Here is a 715-nt window from a genome sequence, read left to right as displayed (position 1 = left end):
AAATCTCCAGCAAGTTGTGATGCCGTGTCATAGTCGGCTTCCTGCATCGCTTGCTCAACAGCCTGCATTCTTGGCGCATCTTCAGGGCTTACTTTTTTTGTTGATACCGCACTTATTTGTCTGGGTTGCGCGCCAATGTCGGACGGTGTCTTAACCTGCTGAGTCATACAGCCCGGCAACAAAATTAGCAGGGCTAGTAGACCACAAATTTTAGTAACTAACCGGGGCATGACTTGGTCCTATTATTGGTCGTGCATAAAGACTTGGATTTAGCCGAGCTAGCGCTGCGTAACTGGCACTTATCCACTCATCGGCTCGGTTATTGCCGCGCGTTTTGACATTCTGCTCATGCAACGCGATAGCTTCTTCTTCAATCGGAATTGCTTGTTCTTCCAAAAGAATCGCATACTGTTCTTGTTCAAGCGCACTTAAGCCCGAAGGACGCTCCGAATCCATGATCGCATGCGCTAGCCCTTGATATATGTCCCCCATCTCAAAACGCGCCGCATTCGTATATTCTGCAATCCCGAATTTCACGACGCGCTTATATGCTTCTGTACAACGGTTAAGTGCGGCCGTTTTTTTCTTTAAGCTCGATTTAAAAGGCTGTGAAATTGACATTGCATTGAATGCATCGCGCTCGACTGAAGCAATTCGCAGCGCATTTACCGCCGCTAAACTGGCGCTTCGCTCATCGTCGAGTTTGTTCTCTTCA

1 protein-coding gene and 1 pseudogene are annotated in these 715 nt (G+C 48.0%); both read right to left on the bottom strand.

Annotated features, from left to right (window positions below; all coding sequences use genetic code 11):
- Positions 1 to 230: hypothetical protein (locus tag A3750_RS25465; protein ID WP_156498826.1), on the bottom strand; the 230-nt coding region annotated here is incomplete at its 3' end.
- Positions 211 to 715, bottom strand: a pseudogene (locus tag A3750_RS26505) (hypothetical protein); the annotation flags it as partial. The pseudogene A3750_RS26505 and the gene A3750_RS25465, both read right to left, overlap by 20 nt.

The organism is Oleiphilus sp. HI0079 (genome assembly GCF_001635105.1).
This window is presented reverse-complemented; position numbering and strand designations above follow the sequence as displayed.